General features: G+C 50.6%; 19 protein-coding genes, 1 pseudogene and 1 other annotated feature. Of the genes and pseudogenes, 13 read left to right on the forward strand and 7 right to left on the reverse strand.

The window, feature by feature from the left end:
* The 5 genes from IPI86_RS24440 to IPI86_RS24460 form a co-directional block, all read left to right on the forward strand.
* The coding region (locus tag IPI86_RS24440) for a cupin domain-containing protein (protein WP_345300653.1) at nt 1–523 on the forward strand (523 nt) is incomplete at its 5' end.
* Between the two features lie 251 nt (nt 524–774).
* Nucleotides 775–1,260 carry a GNAT family N-acetyltransferase gene (locus tag IPI86_RS24445; protein WP_345300654.1) on the forward strand — a complete coding sequence of 162 codons (486 nt, stop codon included), beginning with the start codon at nt 775–777 and terminating at the stop codon, nt 1,258–1,260.
* A 107-nt stretch (nt 1,261–1,367) separates the two neighbouring features.
* A complete protein-coding gene (locus IPI86_RS24450; RefSeq protein WP_345300655.1) occupies nt 1,368–2,063 on the forward strand; it encodes a hypothetical protein in 696 nt (231 codons plus the stop codon).
* Nucleotides 2,064–2,149: 86 nt separating this feature from the next.
* Nucleotides 2,150–2,899, forward strand: a complete 750-nt coding sequence (locus IPI86_RS24455; protein WP_345300656.1) for a vitamin K epoxide reductase family protein — start codon at nt 2,150–2,152, stop codon at nt 2,897–2,899.
* Between the two features lie 35 nt (nt 2,900–2,934).
* Entirely contained in the window at nt 2,935–3,612 is a 678-nt protein-coding gene (locus IPI86_RS24460; RefSeq protein WP_345300657.1) for an isoprenylcysteine carboxylmethyltransferase family protein, read from the forward strand.
* A 631-nt stretch (nt 3,613–4,243) separates the two neighbouring features.
* Here IPI86_RS24460 and IPI86_RS24465 read toward each other — a convergent pair.
* On the reverse strand, nt 4,244–5,410 hold the full coding sequence (locus tag IPI86_RS24465) for a clostripain-related cysteine peptidase (RefSeq protein WP_345300658.1): 1,167 nt from the start codon (nt 5,408–5,410) through the stop codon (nt 4,244–4,246).
* Nucleotides 5,411–5,628: 218 nt separating this feature from the next.
* Between IPI86_RS24465 and IPI86_RS24470 the strand changes: the two genes are divergently transcribed.
* Together IPI86_RS24470 and IPI86_RS24475 are read left to right on the forward strand one after the other, a co-directional pair.
* On the forward strand, nt 5,629–6,126 hold the full coding sequence (locus IPI86_RS24470) for an HIT family protein (protein WP_345300659.1): 498 nt from the start codon (nt 5,629–5,631) through the stop codon (nt 6,124–6,126).
* Nucleotides 6,127–6,250: 124 nt separating this feature from the next.
* Entirely contained in the window at nt 6,251–7,216 is a 966-nt protein-coding gene (locus tag IPI86_RS24475) for an antibiotic biosynthesis monooxygenase (RefSeq protein WP_345300660.1), read from the forward strand.
* Between the two features lie 190 nt (nt 7,217–7,406).
* On the opposite strand, the gene IPI86_RS24480 is transcribed toward IPI86_RS24475, so the two are convergent.
* From IPI86_RS24480 to IPI86_RS24495, 4 genes are all read right to left on the reverse strand, one after another.
* Entirely contained in the window at nt 7,407–8,006 is a 600-nt protein-coding gene (locus tag IPI86_RS24480; RefSeq protein WP_345300661.1) for a hypothetical protein, read from the reverse strand.
* 126 nt (nt 8,007–8,132) lie between these two features.
* The gene (locus tag IPI86_RS24485) at nt 8,133–8,825 is read right to left on the reverse strand and encodes a glycerol-3-phosphate acyltransferase (protein ID WP_345300662.1); all 693 of its coding nucleotides are present in this window, start codon (nt 8,823–8,825) and stop codon (nt 8,133–8,135) included.
* 55 nt (nt 8,826–8,880) lie between these two features.
* Complete coding sequence (locus tag IPI86_RS24490; protein ID WP_345300663.1) at nt 8,881–9,306, reverse strand: M67 family metallopeptidase; 426 nt, start codon at nt 9,304–9,306, stop codon at nt 8,881–8,883.
* The gene (locus tag IPI86_RS24495) at nt 9,306–10,121 is read right to left on the reverse strand and encodes a hypothetical protein (RefSeq protein WP_345300664.1); all 816 of its coding nucleotides are present in this window, start codon (nt 10,119–10,121) and stop codon (nt 9,306–9,308) included. The genes IPI86_RS24490 and IPI86_RS24495 overlap by 1 nt, the downstream gene beginning before the upstream one ends.
* 62 nt (nt 10,122–10,183) lie before the next feature.
* Here IPI86_RS24495 and IPI86_RS24500 point away from each other — a divergent pair, with 62 nt between their 5' ends.
* The 5 genes and pseudogenes from IPI86_RS24500 (at nt 10,184) to IPI86_RS24520 (ending at nt 18,502) form a co-directional block, all read left to right on the forward strand.
* Nucleotides 10,184–11,173: a hypothetical protein gene (locus IPI86_RS24500; RefSeq protein WP_345300665.1), complete on the forward strand. Its 990-nt coding sequence runs from the start codon at nt 10,184–10,186 to the stop codon at nt 11,171–11,173.
* Nucleotides 11,174–11,218: 45 nt separating this feature from the next.
* Nucleotides 11,219–13,151: pseudogene (gyrB, locus tag IPI86_RS24505) on the forward strand (DNA topoisomerase (ATP-hydrolyzing) subunit B).
* Nucleotides 13,152–13,397: 246 nt separating this feature from the next.
* Complete coding sequence (locus IPI86_RS24510; RefSeq protein WP_345300666.1) at nt 13,398–13,895, forward strand: hypothetical protein; 498 nt, start codon at nt 13,398–13,400, stop codon at nt 13,893–13,895.
* Nucleotides 13,896–13,993: 98 nt separating this feature from the next.
* Nucleotides 13,994–17,332, forward strand: a complete 3,339-nt coding sequence (locus IPI86_RS24515; protein WP_345300667.1) for a GAF domain-containing protein — start codon at nt 13,994–13,996, stop codon at nt 17,330–17,332.
* Between the two features lie 9 nt (nt 17,333–17,341).
* A complete protein-coding gene (locus tag IPI86_RS24520; RefSeq protein WP_345300668.1) occupies nt 17,342–18,502 on the forward strand; it encodes an FIST N-terminal domain-containing protein in 1,161 nt (386 codons plus the stop codon).
* 77 nt (nt 18,503–18,579) lie between these two features.
* On the opposite strand, the gene IPI86_RS24525 is transcribed toward IPI86_RS24520, so the two are convergent.
* On the reverse strand, nt 18,580–19,947 hold the full coding sequence (locus tag IPI86_RS24525) for a TrpB-like pyridoxal phosphate-dependent enzyme (protein WP_345300669.1): 1,368 nt from the start codon (nt 19,945–19,947) through the stop codon (nt 18,580–18,582).
* Nucleotides 19,948–19,966: 19 nt separating this feature from the next.
* On the reverse strand, nt 19,967–20,125 hold the full coding sequence (locus tag IPI86_RS24530; protein ID WP_345300670.1) for a hypothetical protein: 159 nt from the start codon (nt 20,123–20,125) through the stop codon (nt 19,967–19,969).
* Between the two features lie 44 nt (nt 20,126–20,169).
* Nucleotides 20,170–20,482: a binding site (T-box leader), on the reverse strand.
* A 208-nt stretch (nt 20,483–20,690) separates the two neighbouring features.
* Here IPI86_RS24530 and IPI86_RS24535 point away from each other — a divergent pair.
* The gene (locus tag IPI86_RS24535; RefSeq protein WP_345300671.1) at nt 20,691–23,324 is read left to right on the forward strand and encodes an SUMF1/EgtB/PvdO family nonheme iron enzyme; all 2,634 of its coding nucleotides are present in this window, start codon (nt 20,691–20,693) and stop codon (nt 23,322–23,324) included.
* Nucleotides 23,325–23,340: the final 16 nt, after the last annotated feature.

Raw genomic sequence — 23,340 nt, forward strand, 5'->3', positions numbered from 1 at the left:
ACCGTTAGCCATCTTCTTCGTCCATAATAATTGTGTACTGTCATCATCCCCTCGTGAGTCAACGTTTTGTTTACCCGTGCGTCTTGAATGTGTTGAACTAATATTTCAAAAAAAGAAGATGAAATTTGAGGAGAGAAGTATGAAGACAACAATGCTTCCAGAGAAATCCGATAGGAAATCGCCAGCAGGTGCAGATATTCGCATCCTTATGGATGGCAAAACGGGCGGAATGATCCACAGTACAGTTCCTCCGCATCAAGTAAATAAAGCGACTGTTCACGCAACAGTGAGTGAATTCTGGTATGTGCTGGAAGGGCATGGTGAGATTTGGAGAGATGATGGCAAAGAGAGCGGCGTCACCGTTCTTGTTCCAGGCACATCAATCGATATTCCAGTAGGAACAGCATTTCAATACCGAAATGTTTCAGACGAAGAATTGAAGTTCATTTGCATTACCATGCCGCCTTGGCCAGGCGAATCAGAGGCTACTTATGTCAAGGGGATATGGCAGCCAACGATTTGATGTTGTTAATCTCTCGAATGGAAGAGTAAAATAGGGAGACGATGGCTAACAAATCGTGCACTGATACTGGGATTCCGCACGATTTACAAGCATTTTTGGGTTATTGAGAGAGGCTCTAGTAACGCAAATCATTGGGCGGCAAGTTCCATGCTTAGCCTCGAGAGACAGGTTACGAAGCAAGTTTTCTCTCTGAGATAATCTTTTAGAAGAAGTGTCAGTCTGATTTCCCAAGCTAAAGGAGAATATGCACCATGAAACGTGAGACATTAGCCCATCGACTTGCTCGACGTGATGACCTTGATTCTCTCAAAGCATTAATGGATACGGCCATATCTGAGAACCAAAAGACGTTTCTTGACGAAAACCAAATTGCATCAAGCAGGGCAATTATGGGACTTGATACTCAACTTATCGATGACGGAACGTATTTTATTGTTGAAGCCGATGGCCAACTGGCGGGATGCGGTGGATGGAGTCGCCGTGCAACGATGTATGGCGGAGACCAAACGCCAGGGCGGAGTGCGGCTTTGCTTGACCCGATGAAAGACGCGGCAAGAATTCGCGCCATGTATACTCATCCCAATCACACCCGTAAAGGAATAGGACGGTTAATCATCTCGCTGTGTGAAGAAGCTGTGAAAGCGGAGGGATTCATGAAGATGGAATTGGTAGCGACATTATCGGGAGAACCACTTTACCGTGCTTGTGGGTTTGAAGCCTTACGAAGAAATTGTTGACGATCGCGGCGGTGCAGGGGTTCCACTTTTACGAATGAGAAAATCATTAGCATAAAATGCCGACCAACATAATGTAGACTGGGCGCTACAGACCATGAAGAGGAAATATGAAAACCAAGACCAACTTATGGGTGGTTATCTGGGTGCTGATTTCCCTCTCGGCTTGTCAGAGTGAGCCTGAGTTCATTAACCACGCTCCGCCAAACCTTGTTGTCTCCATGAATGTTTTTTCTGATGATGCTCTTTTAGCCAATTTTGGCTGTGATGAAATCCAGGCCCCATCGAGCTTTATCGGCGGGCTGGATCCATCCTATCCAATCGTCGTTTGCGCGAATCAATATATAACGGGCGAGGCAACAGAAGAACTGGCAGCGGTAGTCGAGAGTGGGCAATTCTTCTATTACACCGGCGGTTTGTTTGGAAGTTACGTTCGCTATATCATTTATCAAAACGGCGAATTCGTATTGCTCAAAACTGAAGAAGATTTGCGAAAGCTGTTTGCGCCCATTGAGTCCCCTGATGAATCCCTGAGTTATGTGTTGGCCGCTAAAAACCTGTCGGCATATTATAGTCTCCACTATGACTCTGCTTACGAGTACGAAGTTGACACGATTGAGGATACTTACGTCTCCGCCGAAACAGACGGTTACCTCGTCCATTTATTCCATGATCAGGTGTTTGGCTGTGGCCCGCACTGGATATCCGAAGTGGATGTTCACGTGTCTGTTGATGGAAATATCGAAGAACGAAGCAGTAGGCAAATCTTCAGAAACCCGGATCTTGACGACCTGTGTGTGGATTGATTTTGTGCGGACGCCTTTGTGTTTTTGCGGATGACCTTCAAGCCGTTCTGGCAAAATGCGCCCAACGAACCGTATAAGGATAAACTATGATTGATAAATTCATGAGAAACCCAACAACCAACTCATTGGCCGTGGTTGTTTTGGCTGCCTTGATCGTCAGTTGGGTACTGTCGGTCATTCTAATCTCGAAAGACACACCTGTTTCCGTGGGCAGGGGCTGGTATACAAAGCTGATGCTTTTGTTTTCCCTGCTTGGGGTTCCCGCTGTGTTGGATTTGATTCAAACAAATGGGATCGCACTTGCCTTTGCAGTCATCACATTTTTGATTCTAGCGCTCAATATTGTTGTCCTGCTCTTGCACATTATGGGAAGGATCTCTCATGGCCTTGTTAGGGATTGGAAGAAGTGGGCGGTTCCGATCCTGGCTGTTGGTGGAATCGCCGTAGCCGGGTATTTTACCTACCTTGAACTCACGGGCGAGACCGTATTGTGCGGTCCGTCAAGTGGATGCGATGATGTTCAAAACAGCAAATTCGCCGTTTTGTTTGACGTCGTTCCGTTGGGTATGTTCGGACTGGCTGGATACATCGCCATTCTTGCCGCCTGGCTGGCATGGCAATATGGGCCTGATGCTTTGAAGAAGACTGGTGTTTTATCCATGTGGGGTTTTTGTATGTTTGGCGTGATCTTTTCGATTTACCTCACGTTTCTGGAACCGTTCGTAATTGGCGCGACCTGTATGTGGTGTATTACTTCGGCTGTTTTTATGATGGTGCTCTTGTTGGTCACGACCTCGTCCGCACAGGAAGCATTTTTTGTGGACGATGTTTCATAAAACAAGAAAATGCTTTGAGGGGCAGGGCTAATAAAATGAATACTCTCTCAAGTAAGTATGAAGCTGTAAAAGAGGCTGTCTTTTATCTGTTGGGGATATTGCTTATCGGGGGATTTATTGTTCTTTATTTCCCGCGTTTTTTTGCCGTAGAAATGTTGCCGCCTGCCATCCGCTATTTGTTCTACCAGGCGGGGGTCAACTGGAGCATAGCCGTTAATGCTGGGATCTTCATTTTGTTCCTGTTGTTTCTGCCCTATCGAACCAAAGTCGAGTGGCGTTCAAAAAGCGCATTTGCTGCATTTATTCTAGCACTCATGGCGGAAATGTTTGGGATACCCCTCCTGCTTTATTTTCTATCCCCGATCATGCGTGTTTCTTATTATGACAAGCGACCTGGCGGCTGGCTCAATAATCCGCTGATTTTTGGTTGGAACGGTGCTGTGATCGGTGTATGGCTGACCTTGACCGGAATGATCCTTGTGATCATTGGCTGGCATCAAATCCACGGCGCAGGTGGACTGGTCACCACGGGGATATACAAATATATTCGCCATCCCCAATATACAGGTTTCTTTTTTTGTAATAACAGGCTGGCTTTTACATTGGGAGACTACGCTTACACTGGTGATGTATCCGATCTTGTTGGTGATGTATTATTTGCTGGCTCGCTGGGAGGATGCCGAACTCCTCAGGGAATTTGGAGGGGAATATGAAGCCTATCGACGGAAAACGCCAATGTTTTTCCCGGCGCTCAGATGAATAGCGGATTTATTGCCTGTTTCGTTTGATCAAGTTGGAAACAAAATGTAAAGGCTGCATGGGAATTGGAGTAAAAAATTGGTTTATACTACGCCCTTGGCAGCTTCCCGACCCTTATCCAGAATGGGGGGCGCCGAGTCCGTCTAACTGTCTGTTAGCGTAAAACGTTGGGCGAATGATCCGCCAGAGGAAAGGTACTATGAAATTATGTAAAGTTGGTTTTCATAAATGGGTTTATACCAGCGATGAGGAGGGCCGTTGGTGTGAAAAATGCCAGAAAAAACAGCAATTAAATAATGAGGGGAAGTGGGTTGAAGTCCGTTCGGTGAAGCGGGCGGAAGGATGAGAAGAAATTCTGCCAGTGCCCGAGCGATTATACGATCTCGATCCGATCGATGTCCTGTCCACGGTGTGGGTTGCCTCGTCGTCCGCGTGTGCTTCCTACGAAGAATGGGAGTGCTTCCCAATCTAGATAAAGAAATTTATATCGCCCATAATTGGGCTGGAATATTTTGACCAAAATAAGATAGATCAGGCCTCCGAATAAAAATCGGAGGCCTGATTGTATTTAACTTGCAGGGTTGTTTATCTGGCGTACGCGTCGAGGAATTCATCCCAGCCAGTGGTTAGGGCGAAATCGATTGTGGAACGGTAGTATGTGTAATTCGAGTCCTTGCCTGCTGCGCTGGAGATGTAATAGATGGTGATTCCATGAGCATCCGGATAGCCGTTGACGTGATGCTCGTTCAATACCACGCCTGTGATGGCATTCATTACGGCTTGACTCTTGTTCTTGATATTGGTGTCGGCCACATTGCGTTTGATCTCGTAGGCCATGTCGTACAGGTCTTTATCCATCGGCGCCTGCCAGAAATTTTGGGTGGCACCAAAGGCACGGTCATATTTTTTGCGGTTGGCGGCGAGCCCGTTTTTCAAGGCCACAGACCATTGATCCACAGCGGTGTACAAGGCGTCGAAGCGGCTGTCCACGGCCACAGCAGACCAGGTCTTGTCGTTGGATGCGCTCTGACTCGTGGCGATCGCTACCTGGTCGGCGGTCATGTTCGGGTTGGCTGCCAGCTGCGCGAGTACGACATCATATTCGATTCCATCCCAGCCGACATATTCCTGCGAACTGGAAACAGCAGTGGCATACCCGTGCCAGGCGTTGAAGACTTCGATGGATGCCATATTGCATCCGTCATAGCCGACAACATCAATAAAGCCAAGTGAGGGGAGTGCTGTCTTCAATTCATCGAGGTCAAGCGTGTCGGCGTCTGTATCATCTTCCATCACATAGCCGGGATGCCAGTTCCAGCCGTGACCCCAAAAGTAAAGCGCATAATGATCAGCGGGGTAATTGGTTTTTGACCATGAGACGAAATCAATAAGCGTTTGTTTATCGCCCATGTTGCGCTCGCCCCAATCAGCAACGGCGCTGGCGGAATCGGCGATCATGCCTGTTGTGACATGATACAGCTTGGTGGTCTGCCAGTCTCCGCGGCTGACGTCGTAGCCAGGGCCTCTGTCTGCAAGCGCAACCACTTGCACGTTCGCACTTGACCCGCTGGGCGCAAGTTCGAGTTCCAAATCTTTTACAACGTAATCTTCAAGATTGTTATCTCCTGAGATGTAAACCATCACGGTCCACTTTGCCTGCGTGGGCGGCGCAGCCTGTGCAGTGCCTGTAACGGTGGAAAGCAAGGCGAACAAGATTGCAACGGTCACGATCAGATGTACTGACTTACGCATACGGTTTTCTCCTGAGTTGGGAATAAGTTTTGCGTGCTCGTGTGTGTGGTTGCAGTTTGAGAATTATGTGTCAGGCATCTCCTTTGGCGATTGAGACTCAGTGTAGCATACCGTGCCATATGAATTCAATAGTTCAACCCTTAATAAACGGCGTCGTTGCGGGTCTTGATGCTTGGATTTATACTTTGAAAGTGCAATGAAGGATGTGTAGCCACCACATGAATAATCGTAAACCCTTTGACCTGGATGATTACATCCAAAAGATACAGAATGGTCCCTGCTTTATTTGCGAGATGCTTGCAGGGCGTTTGCAGGGCAACCATGTCATTTATCAAAATGAACTATTCATCGCCTTCCTCAATAAATTTCCCACTTTGTATGGCTATGCTTTGGTCGCGCCAGTGGCACACAAAGAGCAGGTGACTGGCGACTTTACGCTCGATGAATATCTCGCGCTGCAACGGGCGATCTATCAGGTCACGGAAGCGGTCAGGAGAACAGTCGAGTCGGAACGCACGTACATTCTGTCATTGGGCAGCCAGCAGGGGAATCGACATGTCCACTGGCATATCGCGCCTGCGCCGTTTGGCCTTCCATTCAAGGAACAACAACTCGAAGCCTTGCGCACCGCCAATGGGGTGCTCGAAATCCCAGAGGATAAAATGGCGGAGCTTGCAAACCGCATCCGCCAGAACATGAAACTGGATGATTTGTAAAATCGGTACGGGCTATTGCAGAACAACAAATTGATCTGATAATAAAGAAACATGGAATTCCATACTGCGACCTTCACGTTGCGTGTATGTTTGTATTTAATCATATTAACGTCAGGAGTAAAAAATGTATGCAATGTGTGGAAAATTGATCGCCAAACCCAGCCAACGCGGGCAACTCGTCGAGATCCTCTTGCGTGCTGCGCAGACCGTTGGTCAACTTTCGAGTTGTCGTTTATATGCCGTCAATGAAGATCTTGCGGATGAAGTCACGGTCTGGGTCATGGAGATTTGGGATGACAAGGAAGCGCATGATGCTTCGCTGAAAGATGAACGCGTCAGGGCGTTGATCGCGGAAGCCATGCCGTTGGACCTGACTGCCTCGCTTCCAGTTGAATCCCCAACCCCGCCTGTGACGGGGGAGCGGATCATCCAATTCTCTGGCTACGATTGGGTTGTCCGCGACGGTGGCTTAAGCGGACCTGGTCCAAACACGTGGAGCGGAAGCAACGTCTGGGTGGACGAAAATGGTGACTTGCATTTGAAGATCAGCCGAACCGAATCTGGCTGGACCTGTGCAGAGGTCACGACCACCGAGCGGCTTGGATTTGGCATCTACCAGTTTCAGGTCATCGGGCCAATTGACCAGTTGGATGCCAACGTCGTCTTCGGCATGTTCAACTACCCAACCGAGGATGTCGGATCCAATGCTACCAACGAAATTGACATTGAATACGCCCATTGGGGTAACCCTGAATGGCCGATCGGGAACTTCACGGTCTGGCCTGCCCAAAGCGGCGTGGAGCAGACTTCAGAATCTTTTCCCGTCACACTAAATGGAACATATACCACTCATCGCTTTGTGTGGGAAAGCCAAAAGATTCTTTTCCAAACCCTGCATGGTCACCGTGATGACGATGAAAATGAGATTGCCAACTGGTTGTACAAACCAGATGAACCCTTGGTTCACATTTCACAGCAGGCCATGCCTGTCCACATCAACCTGTGGCTGTTCCAAGGTCAACCGCCTGTGGATGGAAATGAAGTGGAAGTTGTTATCCACAGTTTTACATTTGCTTCGTTGGGGAAATAGCAGGCTTTATCTGAAATTAAATTTGGACGCAGAAAACACTGATTTCGCTGACCAAGATGAAACAAATCTGCGTTTCTCTGCGTGGATCAGCATCCAAAAAGTGTCTTTAGCTTGTTGCGGAAAAAGTCAGGTAAAGATATTGACAACATGGGTTAGATATTTGTTGTCTGGAAAATATGGCTGCATTCCTTCATGCACACCCAAAAGGTAATTTGGGAAGTTTTTTGAAATCTGGATGCTCATCGATCATTTTAACGATCATTTCGAATAACTCACGAAGGCGGTCTGCTTCTGGCGCAGTGGGTTGAGTAATATCGTCAACCCAGCTTACAGTTGTTATTGTTTCACCGTCCACGACGGTCAGTTTGTAGTGGGGAGCAGGTGTGATCTTGCTCATGGCACCATCGAGCGGAGTGGGTATGACGTAGACCGCAGGGTATTGGGGCAGGCCGATCGCATATGTTTTCTGGCGGATTTCTTTCATTTGTTCCACTGACAAGGCCAGTGAAATGGTTATGGATGGTTCATATATGCTGCGGTCTTGTATGTATTCTGCCTTAAATGTATCGAGTACATTTGTGGAGCAGGTGCCGTATTCAAAAATGAAGCCGAAACTGGTTTCCGATTGCTCATTACTTTCCGCAACTGTAGGTACGGGTGGCAATGTCGTTGATACCTGAGTTGAATTGCAGCCAACGACCAGGCTGAATTGCAGGAGCATGATCACCAGCCAAGTGACACTTTTCAAGCCAGCCAGTTGAGTTGGTGCTTTTCTATTTTTTGATTGCATATTATTCCTTCTTGAAAACTTTTTCTTTAGAAATCATTTCCCGATAGGCAATAAAAAGTATAGCATAATCCGCAAAACAAAAAACGCCCTTCTGAAAAGGACGTTTTTGATTCTCAAACTTACTTGCTACTTTCCGCCCTCCGCCTTCGCCTCACGCCGTGCGCGCAGCCAACCATTTAGGCTGTATTTCACCACGCGTTCATTGCCTTCAAATAATTTTTTCAGATTCGGGCGCAGCGCCCAGATCAGCAGAAGTTCTGCCCCGACTCCGTACCAAACATAGGCCCACGGCAAAAGTCCCTGCGAAGCGCGGACCGCGAAAACGATGATCGCAAATAACGCCACCGCCATCGTGGTGATGGAAGCAATGCCGATGCTAAAAAAGGTCAGCATGCCGAGCGGCAAAATGATGAGGATCGAGCCAGGCCATAGCCCCATGGCGCCGCCCACAGAGGGCGCTCCGCCCGCACCGCCACGAAAGCGAACGATCTTCCCATTTTCATCGCGCTCGATCAGAAAGACTGAATAGTTGTGCCCAAGAATGGCGGCGATCGGTGCAAGCACATGCACCCAGGTTTGGTCCGGGGTCAGCCAGCGTGCCACCCATACCCCCACCGCACCTTTCAAGATATCGAGCATGGCGGTTCCAAAGCCCGCCCAAAATCCTGCGGCGCGCATTGCATTGGTTCCGCCTGTGCGGCCGCTTTCAACCTGGCGGATGTCCTTTCCTGTTTTCAGCTTGACGATCAGAAGCCCAAATGGGATCGAACCAAAAATATACGCCAGTAGAATAATCCCGATATCAAACACAATTTGCATTGAAACTCCTCCGATTTGGTTGTAAACATAAAACACAAAAAATGAAATAAGGTTGCTAGAGGATTTGCAAAGTCACTTCACGGAAATCACCATGCTCGATCCAGAAACCACGGGCACGCCACGCACCGTCCACGCGCGCGAGGATGACATACACCACTGCATAGGCGGCCTCCGCGATGTCGGTGGGCGAAACAGTTTCAGGTCCAGTTGGATGCGAGTGGAAGATGCCGATGAGGTCCAGCCCGTTGGATTCGATCCACTCGAAGGCATGCAGCTGCTCGATGGGATCCATCACGTATCGCACTGGACTTTGAGCCTGATTCTGCACCACAAGCACAGACTCTACCGTTGAGCCCTGACCTGCCAAAAGCCCGCAAGCCTCCAGTGGCGCATGGTTATCCACATGCGCGATCATCTTTTGTAGTTGTTCATTTGTAAGCGTGAGGGAATTCATTGAAGTGATGGAGTGGGTCGCAGTCATTAATTCAATAGAAAAGCCGAGACCCAGGCCAGACCCACAATAAGGATCGGCCCCACTGCGGCGCGGCGTAATGGCGTATTTTCGGTCAGGCTTGCGGAGAGCATCGTCAGCGCATACAGCGGCCCTGTGAGCGCAAGTCCAAATTGAATGGGGGTCAGCGGCCAATAATGAAGGCCTGCCCCTATCTGAGAGCAGACGATACCGATGCCGAGCGCCCAGGGGAAATCCCAGCGGTCGGTGCCGTCGAGGTGCAAAATGCGCAGGCTGATCAACCCCGCCACGATCAAAACCACAGGAAAAAGTAAAAACATGCGCACGCCTGAAAAGCGCAGCGATGTGGCGAGGATGAGAAAGAGAGCATACGCAAGTGCAGTGAGCCCCGCGCGTGCAAATGCATATGACGGCGCAGATGGTTCAACGGTGATGTACTCAGCCAGAAAAACAATGACGAGCAAACTTGCGCCGAAGGCGAATGCGATCCACCAGGTGATGCCGTTGGGTAACAGTGCCAGCGGCGAACCGATCACGAATGTGGTCAGGGTGGGAAGCATGAGATGTTCGATGTTCGGCTTCTTCCCAAGGCTGGGGTGGCCGCGTGTCAACCAGTCCATGCCTGCGGCGGTGAGCGCAGCAGCGAGGATGGTCATGGCTGTGCCGAGGGTGAGCGGGTAGGCAAAATAGAACCCCGGCAACTCGATTGTCAGCGTAAACTGCGGCGATTGGATCAGGCGGGTGAGGGCAAAGGTCAACAGCACGGATGCGATCAGCACGCCCACGCGGTCTGCAGATGGCAGGTAGGAACGGTTCTCTTGCATGTAAAGATTGTACCTGTGGGGGCACACAAGCGCAAGCAGGGGTATGGTAGAATCAATCTGTTATGGAAGTTTCACGCATAGAAAACCTGCCAACGCCCCCCGGAATCATCAATTCAATCAAAGCGGGCTTCGATATGATCGCCTCACATATCACGGCGATCCTGTTGCCGTTGATGTTGAATCTGTTTCTCTGGTTGGGCCCGCGTTTACGCATGAACGCCCTATTCGATTCGATTAAAAGTGAAGTGATCGCGATCTGGAAAGCCGGCGGTGTTCCCGCCGAGGATATTCAGCTCATTTTGTCCTGGTATGAAACGACGATTCCCAGCATCAACTTATTCTGGCTTTTGCGCACGCTTCCCATCGGGATCTCGAGCCTGCTCTTTCCACAACAGACAGCCTCTACGCCTTTGGGAAGTCCCCTCATCTTGCAGGTGAGCGCGGTCAGCCTTGTGGGTTGGATCTTCATTTTGAATCTTCTCGGTTGGATCGGCGGTGGTTTGTATTTCCGCAGTGTGGCATGGCTGGCAATTCAAGATAAGAACAACCCGCCCATTCGTATTTCCCGCGTCATCGTGCAGACGGTGCTTACATCCATTTTTTGGAGCATCCTTTCCGTGATGATCCTGGTGCCGGTGTTTCTCGTGCTGGCGGTGGTGCTTCAATTTAGTCCGTTCATTGCCAATTTGCTGGTCTTGTTCCTGAGTCTGGTTTCGATGTGGGTGGTCGTGCCGTTGTTCTTCTGGCCGCACGGGATCTTTCTCCGACGCCAGAATTTTGCGACAGCCATTTTCAGCAGTGTGCAAATGACACGCTTCACACTGCCCACAAGCAGCATGTTCGTGCTGACGATTTTCCTGCTTTCGGTGGGACTCAATTTTCTGTGGAGCATTCCTCCCCAGGATTCGTGGATGACGCTGGTCGGCATCTTTGGTCACTCGTTTGTGACCACGGCCTTGCTGGCGGCAAGTTTTGTTTATTATCGGGATATGAATACCTGGTTGCAGGCTGTGATCGAAAAATTACGTCCAACTGCCGTCACGAAAGCATAGGCAGGGAGACATTCCGTTTGGCACTATAAATTGTTGGAGGTTGTAATGGCTGAAAAAGAGAAGAAAATTAATTATGATGTAAGTTCCATTCAAGCCCTTGAAGGCATCGAGCATGTGCGTAAACGCCCTGGTATGTACGTGGGCGGTACGGACATTAAAGCGTTGCATCACCTTGTTTACGAAGTTGTTGATAATGCCATTGACGAAGCCCTTGCCGGGGTGTGTAACAGAATCGATATTACCATTCACCCCGACAGCAGTGTCACCATTGAAGATAATGGACGTGGTATCCCGGTAGGTCCGCATCCTTCGAAAAAGGATGCCAATGGCAAGCCAATGGAAACATTGGATGTGGTCATGACAGTGATCGGCGCAGGCGGCAAGTTTGGCGGCGGCGGGTACAAGGTTTCCGGCGGTTTGCATGGCGTGGGTGTTAGCGCCGTGAATGCTCTTTCCGAGTGGATGGTCACAGAGATCAAACGCGATGGCAAACTGTGGCGTCAGGAATACAAGCGCGGTGTGCCACAAGGTACCATCAAACAGATCGGCAAAGTGAAGGACGAGACCGGTACCAAGCAAACCTTCCGCTTTGACAAGCAGATATTCACGGAAGATATTGACTTCCGCTTCGATACACTGGTCCAGCGCTTCCGCGAAATGTCCTTCGTGGCACGTGGCGTAACCATCAAGTTTGTTGATGAGCGCGCCGAACGCGAGATGACCTTCTATTTCGAAGGCGGTCTCACATCCTTCGTTCGTTATTTGAATCGCAATCGTGAAACCCTGCACCCTGTTGTGCATGTTGAAAAAGAGATCGAGAATATCGGCATCGAAGCCGCGATCCAATATACCGATGCCTATACCGAGTCGGTGTATTCCTTTGCAAATACGATCAACACCGTTGACGGCGGTACCCATTTGACGGGTCTGCGTTCTTCATTGACTCGTGTGGTGAATGATTACGCCCGTAAGAATGGCCTGCTCAAGGATGCTGACCCGAACTTCTCCTGGTGATGACACGCGTGAAGGTCTTACCGCAATCGTGTTTGTAAAACATTTTGATCCGCAATTTGAATCACAGACCAAAGTCAAGTTGATGAATCCTGAAGCACAGACTTATGTCACGCAGGTGGTTGGCGAGGCCTTTGGAACTTTCCTCGAGGAAAATCCACAGGCGGCCAAGGCGATTATTGCGAAATGTCTTACTTCGGCCCGCGCGCGCGATGCGGCTCGTAAAGCCCGCGATCTCGTCATCCGCAAGTCTGCATTGGAATCGCTTACTTTGCCCGGTAAACTGGCCGATTGCTCCGAACGCGATTCGTCCAAGACCGAGCTTTACATCGTGGAAGGTGACTCGGCAGGTGGCTCTGCCAAGCAGGGACGTGACCGTCATTTCCAGGCGATCCTCCCGCTGCGCGGTAAGATCCTGAACACCGAACGCGCCCGCCTCGATAAGATCCTGGGCAACAACGAAGTCAGGTCGCTTATCTCTGCACTGGGCACCGGAATTGGTGACAATTTCGATGTCGAAGGTCTGCGCTATGGTCGTGTGATCATCATGACCGACGCAGACGTGGACGGCAGCCATATCCGCACACTGTTGCTAACCTTCTTCTTCCGTTACATGCCGCTTTTAATCGATGAAGGTCATCTTTATATTGCCCAGCCGCCGCTTTATCGTGTTGCTTATAAGAATCAAGTCAAGTATGCGTATAGCGACAAGGAAAAGGATAAGCTGGTCAAGGAGATCGGCAATGATAAAGTCGGTATCCAGCGTTACAAAGGTCTTGGTGAAATGAACCCAGACCAGTTGTGGGAGACGACGATGAACCCCACCAATCGCACCCTGCTTCTCGTCACCGTGGATGATGCCGCCGAAGCAGACCGTACCTTCGATATGCTCATGGGCGATGCTGTGGATCCACGCAAAAAGTTTATCCAGACCCATGCCAAGAGCGTGAGGAATCTCGATATTTAGCGTATCAACTTCGGGTTTGTGGCGAAGCGCGAATTTCATTCCAAAAAAGTGCATTTTAAGAAGAGGCCGCTTTGCGCGGCTTCTTTTTGTTATCCGCCTTTCTTCTTTGTTATGAAAGTACCATATACTGCCAGCGCGGTTGTAGAGTAAAATTCAAATACTATGGTGGCTCGAAGCATGCAGCGCAGTGCGCAGACCAGCTTTCAACGGAACAGTACCCTCATTAACCAGATATTGCAATGGGTTTTGTTTGCATATCAGGCGATTGCAGTTGTTATTTTCCTGTTGAGTATGTATCTCTCGGTGCGCTGGTTTCAGCAGCCGTTTATCGGGGCGTTTTATGAACATACATTGGTGTTCAATGGTACAGGTCCTGGTGAGCCATCACCCGAATGGGCATTATTTGGTCAGGTTGTAGTCGGTGATCAATTAACTGCGATCAACGGCGAGTCGGTGAGCAGTTCTGAGCAGATCCATTCCATTTTGAATGATCGTGTGCCCGGTGAGAACGTGATTGTTACGGTCCATTCAGAAGCAGGGGATCGCGATCTGAATGTCACCTTGCACGAGTTTCCGTCCTCAAGTCGAACAACTTATTTTATTGTCCCTTCCATCCTGAGTTTGATTTTCCTGATCGCAAGTTGGTGGATCTTTGGCCTGCGCCGCAATGAACCTGCCGGTCGGGCTTTTCGCTTTTTACATCGTCGCTTGCCATTATTACAGGCGCTTATTTTAATCTTATAACGACCCACGAATTTACGGTTGTCTGGGTCTTTGGTTGTGCGCTGGCCGGTGGTGCTTTATTTGACCTTGGGCTTTCCTTCCCGCTTGAACCGCGTGCGGTGATTAACCGTCCATACCTGCGCTGGGTGGGCATTGTCATTGGGATTGTGCTGGCTTTAATCAATTTCACGACGTTGTTCAATTTTGATCAGCCCACTGCATATATTCCAAGCTGGCAATATATCTACGCTTTTATCGCATTAGGCATTATCTTTTACATTGGCACAAATCTCTATCAGGCATTCTTTGCCCAATCTCCGGTTGTGAAGACACAATCGCGCGCCATTCTTTTGGGTACATTGCTTGCGTTTGTCCCTGTAGGGATCTGGTTGGGTTTGGGAGCGATTCGGCCGCTTAATTTTTCGCCTTACCTGTTCCTGCCGCTTGCTTTTTTCCCCTTGACCATTGGCTATACCATTTTGCGCTTCCGCTTCCTGCGGACCGATGATTTTGTGCGGCGCGGGTTGATGTATTTCTTTCTGACAGCCTTTGTCATGGGCGGATATGCATTAATCGTAACGGGCATCGGCCTATTAATTAATACCAGCACCGATGTGCTTACCAACAACCCCTATCTTGTGGGTGGGTCTATGTTGTTGCTTGCGCTCCTGCTCGAGCCTTTCCGTGTGCGCCTGCAAACGATCGTAGATAATACGTTTTTCCGTGGCGAGCGTGCTCTGGCGGAAAAACTTGAGACTTTCTCTCACAGCCTCACCACTGCATTGGACCTCAATTCGATCAGCACGATCCTGCGCGAACAAATCGCTTCAACCCTGACCCCGAGCAGGATCCACATCTACACATACGATTCTCTCAACGACTTTTTCTCTGCCCTCCCCGGCGAAGACCGCCGTCCGACAAGCGATATCCGTTTTACGACGACAAGTCCATTCGTACGTTATTTTGAAAATGAACACCTGCCTTTGTATTTGGACACTGCTGCAGCATTGCCCCCGGCGCTGCAATCGGAACAATCGCGTCTGGCTTTGCTCGGCGCTCGCTTGTTTGTTGTTCTACCGGGCAAGAAACGTATCAACGGTTGGCTCGCGCTGGGACCGCGTTTGTCTGGTCAGCCATATACTCCGCGCGACCTGAGATTCCTTGAAAATATCTGCGATCAGGCATCCGTTGCGATCGAGCGTATGCAGACCGTTGCCCATCTCGAACGTCAGATTCAGGAAATGAATGCATTGACCCGCGTTTCGCAGGGTGTCAATGTGACCCTGACCTTTGACGATGTGCTCGAATTGATCTACGCCCAAACTGCGCAGATCATTCCCACCTCGCATTTTCATATCACCTTGTATAACGAACCCAGCGACTATTACTACTACGGCTTCTGTGTGGAAAATAATGAGCGCATCCCTGACCGTGAGAACCTGCCATTTCCGGTCAACGCAGGCCTAAGCCCCGAAGTGATCTCGAAGAGTCGCCAGATCATGACACAGGATTACATCCACGAGTGTCAGGCTCGCAGCCTCACCCCAATTTTGGAAAACGTCTTTGCGTGGATGGGCGTTCCGCTCAATGCAGGCGCAAAATCGATCGGTGCGCTTAGTATCGGCAGCCGAGATGGTGCTACGGCTTATACGCGTGGCCAGCTCGAACTTTTGCAAGCTATTGCAGATCAGACAGCAGGCGCGATCGTAAAAGCCCGCCTGCTTGAAGAAACGCAGCAGCGCGCGCATCAGCTTTCCACGTTGAATGAGATCAACCGCCAGTTGACATCAACGCTTGAGTTGAGCCCTTTGCTTCAGAACATCCTCGAAAATGCCGTGGGCATTTTGAATTGTGAAGCGGGCAGTTTGTTCCTCGTGGACGAGCAGACCAAGGAATTGGTTTTCAAGGTAACTGTAGGGCCTGTGGCCGCGAACCTGATCGGTCAGCGTTTGCCGCCCGGTACAGGAATCGTTGGGCGTGCAGTGCAATCGCGCGGCCCAGTGATCGAAAATGAGGAGCACCGCTCTGCCTCAAGATTTAAAGGAGTGGATCAGCAAACAGGATTTGTAAGCCGCTCATTGATGGCTGTTCCGCTACAAGTCAAAGACCGTGTGATTGGCGTCGTTGAAGTGATCAACCGCCGCGATGGTCTTCCGTTTGTTTCCGGTGACCAGGACCTGTTGACGGCATTTGCAGGTCAGGCGGCGGTTGCCATCGAAAATGCGCGTCTTTATACACTCACTGATCAGGAACTCGCGGCTCGCGTGGAAGAACTTTCGGTCATGCAGCGCATTGACCGCGAATTGAACGCCAGCCTTGAAATGGACCGTGCCATGCGTATCACATTGGAATGGGCGCTACGCCAGTCTGATGCAGAGGCGGGTTTGATCGGTATGCTGGAAGAAGGAAAATTGCGCGTCATGGCACATCAGGGTTTGGATGATCGTATGGCGAACCTGCCAGACCAGACCATGAAAATCGAAATACCCGCCATGACTCTCTCCATCGAAAATGGACAGCCGCAAAGCCAGTCTGTTACGACTTCGAATGAGAAATTGCTTGCCAACGCGCATACCCAAATGATCATCCCGATCCGCCGCGAAACGACAGTCATTGGTCTGCTCCATTTGGAGAGCACCAGCGATTCGCAGGTGGATATCGGCTTTCTTACCCGTCTCACCGATCATGCCGCCATCGCCATTTCAAATGCGCAATTGTTTGGCGAAGTTCAGCGTGCCAATACAGCCAAGAGCGACTTCGTGTCCTTCGTGGCGCATGAACTTAAGAACCCGATGACCTCTATTAAAGGCTATACCGAGTTGATCGCGGGCGGGGCGGTGGGTCAGATCAACGAAATGCAGACGAACTTCCTGCATACCATCCGTTCGAATGTGGAGCGTATGTCCACACTGGTTTCGGATCTTAATGACAATTCCAAGATCGAGGCTGGTCGTCTGCGTTTGGAATATAAAGCCACCAACGCGCCAGACCTTGTGGATGAAGTATCACGCTCTCTCAAGCGCCAGATTGAAGATAAGAAACAAACCCTCGAAACCGCCCTGCCTGAAAAGATCTCTCTCATGTGGGCGGATCGTATCCGTGTCAGTCAGGTGCTGGTGAATTTGGTCAGCAATGCCTACAAATACACACCCGAGGGCGGTGCCATTCAGATTGGCGTGGAAGAGACCACGAATCATTGGGACCCGGAAGGCGCAGTACGTGTGGTCCATTTTTGGGTCAAGGACAATGGCATTGGTATGACCATTGAAGATCAACAAAAGATGTTCCAGAAATTCTTCCGCTCGGATGACCCCAAAGCCCGCGAAGCGCCGGGGACAGGTCTGGGCTTGAATATTACAAAGAGTTTGGTTGAAATGCAGGGCGGCAAGATCTGGTTCGAGAGTGAATACCGTAAAGGTACGATCTTCCATTTCACGATCCCGGTTGCGGAAGAATAGCGAGGCGTTATGGCATTGTTTGCATCCGTAGGATCTGCCCAGGCGTTGGATGGGCGCGAAGCTGGCTTGCAGGCGGCGCATCAGGCCTTGAATCATCTGGGCGCGAATTCGCCGGTCTTTGCCATGGTGATCGCTTCTCATCAATATCAGGCGCGTGAAGTATTAAATGGTGTAACCAGTTTATTGGGTGAGCTTCCCATGATCGGGTTTAGTTCGCCTGCCGGTCTTACCAATGAAGGTCATTTTCAACATTCAGTTGTGGTGGCTCTTTTGAGCGGCGATTTTCAAGCAGATGCGATGTGGCTTCCAGGGTATGCGCAATCTGGCAGGGAAACTGCTGCCAAAGTTGCTGATCATGCCGCGGCGCGTGAAGAGCGTCAATCCCTTTTGGTATTTGCAGATGGTTTCAATGGAGATGCGGAGCAATTCTGCGGCGCGATCCCATCTGGCATGAGTGTGCTTGGCGCGCTTTCAAGCGGCGATATCAACACAGGTAATACTTATCAAATGACGGGCACACAAACCGGCACTGGCGGTATGGTGGCGGCGTTCTTGCGCGGTGAAATAAAGATCGGCGTGGGGTACGATCATGGCTGGGACCAGGTGGGAAAGCAATTCCGTGTTACGCGTTCGCGCGGTTTCTGGCTGCGCACGTTGGATGGCAGACCGGCTTCTGAAGCCTATGCCGCGCTTTTCGGTTATCCCGCACGTGATTGGGCTTTTCCGCCTTTAAGTTATCTTGCGCGTTTATATCCGCTTGGCATAGAGTTGGGTGATGATCTGGTTGCGCGGGCTCCCATTCGCGTTGAAGCAGATGGAAGTTTTCGCATGAATGCCACCATTCGTGATGGGATTGATGCGTATTTACTGGTGGGAAGCCGTGCCGCATGTGAGCGTGCAGCGCGTGATGCGGCTCAACAAGCCTTGTTGAAACTCGGCGATGCGAAACCTGTGTTTGCGCTCGTGCTGGTGGATATCGCCTGGCAGATGTTGTTGAAGGCAAACCCTGGTGCGGAGATCGAAGCGGTGCGCGATATTCTCGGCGCAAATGTTCCAGTGGCTGGCGGTTATACACTGGGGCAGATCGTTTCAGCGGATGATGCAACGCCAAAATTTCTTAATCAACACATTGTGGTGATCGCATTCGGAGAACCTGTTCAAAGCAGTTAGGATTTATGGATAATAAAGACCCCGACTTGATATCAAGTCGGGGTCTTTTTTTTTCTGAGCTATGCGATTTGGATTAGTTAAAACGACACTTGCGGAAGCTTCTTCATCGCTTCCTGCACCGCCTCGGCAGGATACTCGAAATCTTCGAGTTTCCCGTTAAGGTAGTTTTCGTAAGCGGCCATGTCAAAGTTTCCGTTGCCGGAAAGGTTGAAGAGGATGACACGTTTTTCGCCTTTGGCTTTTGCATCCATTGCTTCGTTGATCGCAGCACGGATGGCATGTGCGGATTCAGGCGCGGGTACGATTCCTTCTGCATTCGCAAATTGGATGGCAGCTTCAAAAGTCTCTCTTTGCTTGACGGCTACAGCGTCGATGTGACCGGCATCGACCAGTGCGCTGACGCTGGGCGCCATTCCGTGATAGCGAAGTCCGCCTGCGTGAATGCCGGGTGGCATGAAATCATGACCCAGTGTATGCATCTTGACAATGGGCGCCATCTTCGCGGTATCGCCGTAATCGAAGGTGTATACACCCTTGGTCAGGGATGGGGTGGCTGTTGGTTCCACAGCGACGAGGCGGGCGCGTTTTCCGTTCTTGAGGTTTTCACGCAGGAAGGGGAAGGCGATGCCTGCGAAGTTCGATCCGCCGCCAGCACAACCAATGACTACATCAGGATATTCATTCGCCAGATCCATCTGCTTCAACGCTTCTTCGCCAATCACGGTCTGATGCAGCAGCACATGGTTGAGCACCGACCCCAGGCTGTACTTCTTCGCGCCATTGGAGGTGGCGGCAGCTTCCACCGCTTCTGAAATGGCGATGCCGAGTGAGCCTTGATTGTCCGCGTTTTCTGCGAGGACCGAGCGGCCATAGTTGGTTCGGTCTGTGGGGCTGGCGTAGACGGTGGCACCGTATACTTCCATCAGATTGCGGCGATAAGGTTTCTGGTGATAGGAAACCTTCACCATGTAAATTTCAAGTTCCATGTCGAAGACGCTACAGGCAAAGGCTAGTGAGGAACCCCACTGGCCTGCGCCGGTTTCGGTGGTCAGCGCTTTGGTGCCAGCGATCTTGTTGTAATAAGCCTGTGCAATGGCGGTATTTGGCTTATGGCTTCCAGAAGGGGAGACGCCTTCATATTTATAGTAAATGTGGGCGGGGGTGTCGAGCGCCTTTTCCAGTCTGCGGGCGCGCAGGAGCGGGGTAGGACGATAGAGCTTGTAAACTTCGCGCACTTCTTCGGGGATCTCGATGTATCGTTCGGTGCTAATCTCCTGCATGATCAAGTCCATGGGGAAAAGCACAGACAAAAAGTCCGGGGTGACAGGTTCCATCGTGCCAGGATGCAACACCGGGGTCGGCGGGACCGGGCTGTCGGCTGCAATGTTGTACCAGAACTTCGGCAGGTCAGATTCGTTCAAAAGAAAGCGGGTGTTATTTTCCATGGTTCCTCCAAAAAATGAATTAGGGTATGAAGCGCGGCGTGTAATTTTGCTCGGCTTCCTTTTCCTTGTTCTGCTCTTCAATTACCTGTGCGGCGGGCAGTGAGTCGTCTGTGAGTGTTTCAATGGCGCGTTCCTGCATGTGCGTGTTTTGCTCTTCCAGCTCGGTCGGTGCGTTCATTTTTCTCTCCTTTGGTCGAATTAAAAAAATACAGCGTTCATCCCAAATGGGACGAACGCTGTATGGTTTCGCATCCGTGGTGCCACCCAACTTAGGCTGACATAATGGCATTATCTTACAAAAAATCCCGCATGATGCAACGGGAAGCCAGCCTCACTCTTTCAGGCGCGGATCAGAGAACCAGGCCCTAGCTCTATAACGGGAGCACTCCGGCAAAAGATACTTGAACAGTCTTATTTTCACCTTTGCGGCTCGGAGGGCCATTCGGCTGTGTCGTCTCGGGCAGGCCTTTCACCGGGTCTTGGCCTGCTCTCTGAACCGTCGTACACGCGTACTTTTCCTCGTCAACGCCTTGTATATTTTGGCTGATTATATGCAGAACAGTAAAAATGTCAATAAAGCGGGTCACCTTTCAATTTGGTAAAGCAGAAATCTTTTGAATTACTGTATACTGAATTTTACTGAGTATCGCATAATTTGGTAAACAGAAAGTTCGAGTTTTCCTCGTAATTTTCCACGAAATGTTTACTTGATTTTGAGCAAGCGATAAATCAACGAGGCGGCAATGACCGAAAAGAAGCAACCCTCCAAAAAAACAACCAAGTTATCAAGACCGGAGCAGGAAATTCAAGCGGGTGACCAAAGTATTGCCGTTGGGGGATCGGTAACCGACAGCGCCATTATCCACGGGGAAACAATCGTTCTTGCAGACCGTTTCTGGCGTGACCTCAAACCTGCCCTGCCAGCCGAAAAATTACGTGAAGCGACAGCAGCCTATCTTGCCTATCTAACAGACCGTCATTATTACCTCAGCCTGAAAGGGATGGGGGTCTCTGATCGCGTTCCGCTTCGACTCAAACTACTCGACCTGTATGTGCCGCTCAAGGCCCGTTTGGAATTGCCCGAGGGCGAAACCTGGAAGCGCGATATCAGCCTTGCCGGGCGCGATATTGCCACTGAAGAACAAGAGATGTTCAATCTCGGCGAACCTGTGCCACTGTTGAAGGTTCTGCAAAAACACTCCGGGGTCATTGTCCTTGGCGATCCCGGCGCTGGCAAAACTACTTTTGTAAAATATCTGGCATTACGCCTTGCGCGCGGAGAGGGGAAGAAGATCGGCCTGAATGATTACCTTCCCATCATTTTGCCGTTGGCTGCATTTGCCAATGCCATTACCTCCCGCGACATTCGCCTTGATGATTTCATTGCGGAATACTTCGAAGGTATCGGTGCAGACCTGCCAGTAGGCCCAATGTTAAAGGAAGCCCTAAAAGCTGGCCGTGCCCTCATTCTTTTGGACGGTCTCGACGAGGTGCGTGATATCAGCCTGCGCAATACGGTTGTGGAGCGCGTCGTGGATTTCTTTGCCTTCCATCGCCGTGAGGGAAATAAATTCGTATTGACCAGCCGTGTGGTTGGCTATCGCTCGGTACGCCCTTCAGCAGAAGACCTTGTCGAATGTACCATTGTCGATTTTGAAGAAGATGAGATCGAGGAATTCGTCAAATATTGGACAACCGCTCTCGAGAAGCAGGCGCAGGGAAACACCGCAGTCGCCCGCGCAGATGCGGAAACAGACCGCCGGGAACTGCTCGATGCCATCCAGCAGAATCCTGGGGTCAGGCAACTGGCGTCCACGCCTTTGCTGCTCACCATTCTGGCATTGATGAAGCGACAGGGCGTTTCACTGCCCGAACGCCGCGTTCAACTGTACGACCAATACGTCAACACACTTCTTTCAACCTGGAATCGCGCCCGTAGTTTAAGCGGACGTGCTCCCGGCCGTGATATCGATGAATTACAGACCGTCCGAATTCTGGCTCCGCTGGCGTTGTGGATGCATGAAGTCAGCCCCGGCGTCGGCTTGGTGGGGCGCGAAGACATGCGCCGCAAACTGGAAGAACTCTTTCTGGAACGCGGTGATGTTTCACCTCATCAGGCGGCGCGCCAGTTCCTGATCGATGTGCGCGAACATGCCGCACTTCTGCTTGAGCGTGGACCCGGTGAATATGGATTTATCCATCTAACATTCGAAGAATACCTTGCGGCGGTGGCCCTTGCATTATTGGGACAGGGCAACCCAGCGCCCATTATCGAAGTGTTATCTGCGCATGTTGGGGAGCAGGCTTGGCGAGAAGTGACTTTGCTCACCATCGGCTATCTTGGGATTCGACAACAATTGCCCAAGGTTGCGGGTGAAGTGGTTGAGGCGCTTGTCAATAACCAGCCCGGTCCTCCCGGTGAAGCAGTGGTTTTGGCTGGCGATGCCGTGTTGGATACCTGGCCGGGCGGCGTATCTCCGCAAAACAAGGAATATGTCATTCAGGCATTGATCGATACCCTGCAGGATGGTTCCATCCGCCCCGACTTGAGGAGACATGCAGGCCTCTTGCTGGGCAGGTTGGGATGGCGGCCCGGTGACCTTGATCGGTTTGCAGAAATCTCTGCGGGCGAGTATCAGGCCGGGATTAAGAAGGAAGCGAAAGAAGTCCCGTACAATTATTTCATCGGGAAGTATCCCATTACCAATATCCAGTTCGCGCGCTTCGTCAAGGAAGACGGATATCACACGCAGGAATATTGGAGTCACAATGGCTGGGAGTGGCGCACTGGAAAATTTGATGCGCGCACGCTTGAAGCGGTTGCGCATGATTGGCTTGAACATCGTCCGCTCGCAAAACGGAACATTCCATATTATTGGCATAACATCGAGTTGAGCAATCCGATCGTGCCTGTTGTGGGGGTGTGCTGGTTCGAGGCGGAGGCATACTGCAATTGGCTTGCGAAGAAGATCGTAGCTGTTCCCGAAGGTTACACAATTCGCCTGCCGCGTGATGGCGAATGGGAATTTGCCTCACGAAGCGAGGACGGGCGCGAATATCCTTGGGGCGAAGGCTTTGATAAAACCGCCGCCAATACCTGGGATAGCGATACAAAAGGTTCGGGTCTCGGGGGCACCACCGCTGTTTGCACTTTCCCAGCTGGCGTAAGCCCTGGCGGTGTTTGGGATATGAGCGGAAATGTTTGGGAATGGACTTCCTCCTGGTACGACGAGGATAAAAAATATCGTGTCGTGCGCGGCGGTTCGTGGATCGGTTATCAGTGGTTTGCGCGTTCGTCATTTTGCAACTGGTCCATCCCATTAATGTTCAACGATGACCTCGGTTTCCGTGTTGTCATCGCTCCGAAAGATTTATAATAAGCCTTTGGAGGAA

Origin of the sequence: Candidatus Villigracilis affinis, from assembly GCF_016705895.1 — a bacterium.
In the GTDB taxonomy this organism is placed as follows: domain Bacteria; phylum Chloroflexota; class Anaerolineae; order Anaerolineales; family Villigracilaceae; genus Villigracilis; species Villigracilis affinis.

Excerpts from the sequence above, each read along its gene's own strand:
- IPI86_RS24445 (WP_345300654.1), top strand. The coding sequence starts at position 775 with ATGAAACGTGAGACATTAGCCCATCGACTTGCTCGACGTGATGACCTT.
- IPI86_RS24450 (WP_345300655.1), top strand. The coding sequence starts at position 1,368 with ATGAAAACCAAGACCAACTTATGGGTGGTTATCTGGGTGCTGATTTCC.
- IPI86_RS24455 (WP_345300656.1), top strand. The coding sequence starts at position 2,150 with ATGATTGATAAATTCATGAGAAACCCAACAACCAACTCATTGGCCGTG.
- IPI86_RS24460 (WP_345300657.1), top strand. The coding sequence starts at position 2,935 with ATGAATACTCTCTCAAGTAAGTATGAAGCTGTAAAAGAGGCTGTCTTT.
- IPI86_RS24465 (WP_345300658.1), bottom strand. The coding sequence starts at position 5,410 with ATGCGTAAGTCAGTACATCTGATCGTGACCGTTGCAATCTTGTTCGCC.
- IPI86_RS24470 (WP_345300659.1), top strand. The coding sequence starts at position 5,629 with ATGAATAATCGTAAACCCTTTGACCTGGATGATTACATCCAAAAGATA.
- IPI86_RS24475 (WP_345300660.1), top strand. The coding sequence starts at position 6,251 with ATGTATGCAATGTGTGGAAAATTGATCGCCAAACCCAGCCAACGCGGG.
- IPI86_RS24480 (WP_345300661.1), bottom strand. The coding sequence starts at position 8,006 with ATGCAATCAAAAAATAGAAAAGCACCAACTCAACTGGCTGGCTTGAAA.
- IPI86_RS24485 (WP_345300662.1), bottom strand. The coding sequence starts at position 8,825 with ATGCAAATTGTGTTTGATATCGGGATTATTCTACTGGCGTATATTTTT.
- IPI86_RS24490 (WP_345300663.1), bottom strand. The coding sequence starts at position 9,306 with ATGACTGCGACCCACTCCATCACTTCAATGAATTCCCTCACGCTTACA.
- IPI86_RS24495 (WP_345300664.1), bottom strand. The coding sequence starts at position 10,121 with ATGCAAGAGAACCGTTCCTACCTGCCATCTGCAGACCGCGTGGGCGTG.
- IPI86_RS24500 (WP_345300665.1), top strand. The coding sequence starts at position 10,184 with ATGGAAGTTTCACGCATAGAAAACCTGCCAACGCCCCCCGGAATCATC.
- IPI86_RS24520 (WP_345300668.1), top strand. The coding sequence starts at position 17,342 with ATGGCATTGTTTGCATCCGTAGGATCTGCCCAGGCGTTGGATGGGCGC.
- IPI86_RS24525 (WP_345300669.1), bottom strand. The coding sequence starts at position 19,947 with ATGGAAAATAACACCCGCTTTCTTTTGAACGAATCTGACCTGCCGAAG.
- IPI86_RS24530 (WP_345300670.1), bottom strand. The coding sequence starts at position 20,125 with ATGAACGCACCGACCGAGCTGGAAGAGCAAAACACGCACATGCAGGAA.
- IPI86_RS24535 (WP_345300671.1), top strand. The coding sequence starts at position 20,691 with ATGACCGAAAAGAAGCAACCCTCCAAAAAAACAACCAAGTTATCAAGA.